This is a genomic window from Desertibacillus haloalkaliphilus (assembly GCF_019039105.1).
Taxonomy (GTDB): Bacteria; Bacillota; Bacilli; order Bacillales; family KJ1-10-99; genus Desertibacillus; species Desertibacillus haloalkaliphilus.
This window is the reverse complement of sequence record NZ_JAHPIV010000098.1, coordinates 1-457: the sequence shown is the minus strand read 5'-3', so window position 1 is coordinate 457 and position 457 is coordinate 1. Positions and strand designations below refer to the sequence as shown.

Below are 457 nucleotides of genomic sequence, written 5' to 3'. Positions count from 1 at the left end.
CTCGTAACACTAACCATATTCCTGCCACATACTTATTTTCTCTTAAAAATTTACCGATCATTGTAAGTCCTCCTCATTATTGTTTGTTCATATTTTCACATATTACTGTAAACGTTAGACTGCTTCTTTTAAATTCGCTCCACCAAAACCTTTTTCATTGTTTCTATTTTTGAATACGACACTTTTTAAGTAAGGCAACACCCATCTATCTCCACCGTAACGGCCGGCATTTGCTCCTGCTGCTAAAATAAACATTGAGATTAAAATCATCCACGGATTAGAAGAAATCGTTCCAGCAAATAAGAATGACATGTTCATCACTACTCCGAAAAACGCTGCTGCTGATGTGAACACTCCTAATATAAGTCCTAGTCCTACTAATACCTCTCCCCACGCTACCATAAAGCTAAACAGATCGGCGTTTGGAATCGCTATACCCTCTAAAAATGATACGCAG

At 37.9% G+C, this 457-nt stretch carries 1 protein-coding gene; it reads right to left on the bottom strand.

Features of this window, described 5'->3' with window-relative positions; all coding sequences use genetic code 11:
- Positions 1–114: 114 nt before the first annotated feature.
- A partial coding sequence (locus tag KH400_RS21025) for a DoxX family membrane protein (protein WP_217227982.1) occupies positions 115–457 on the bottom strand: 343 nt, incomplete at its 5' end.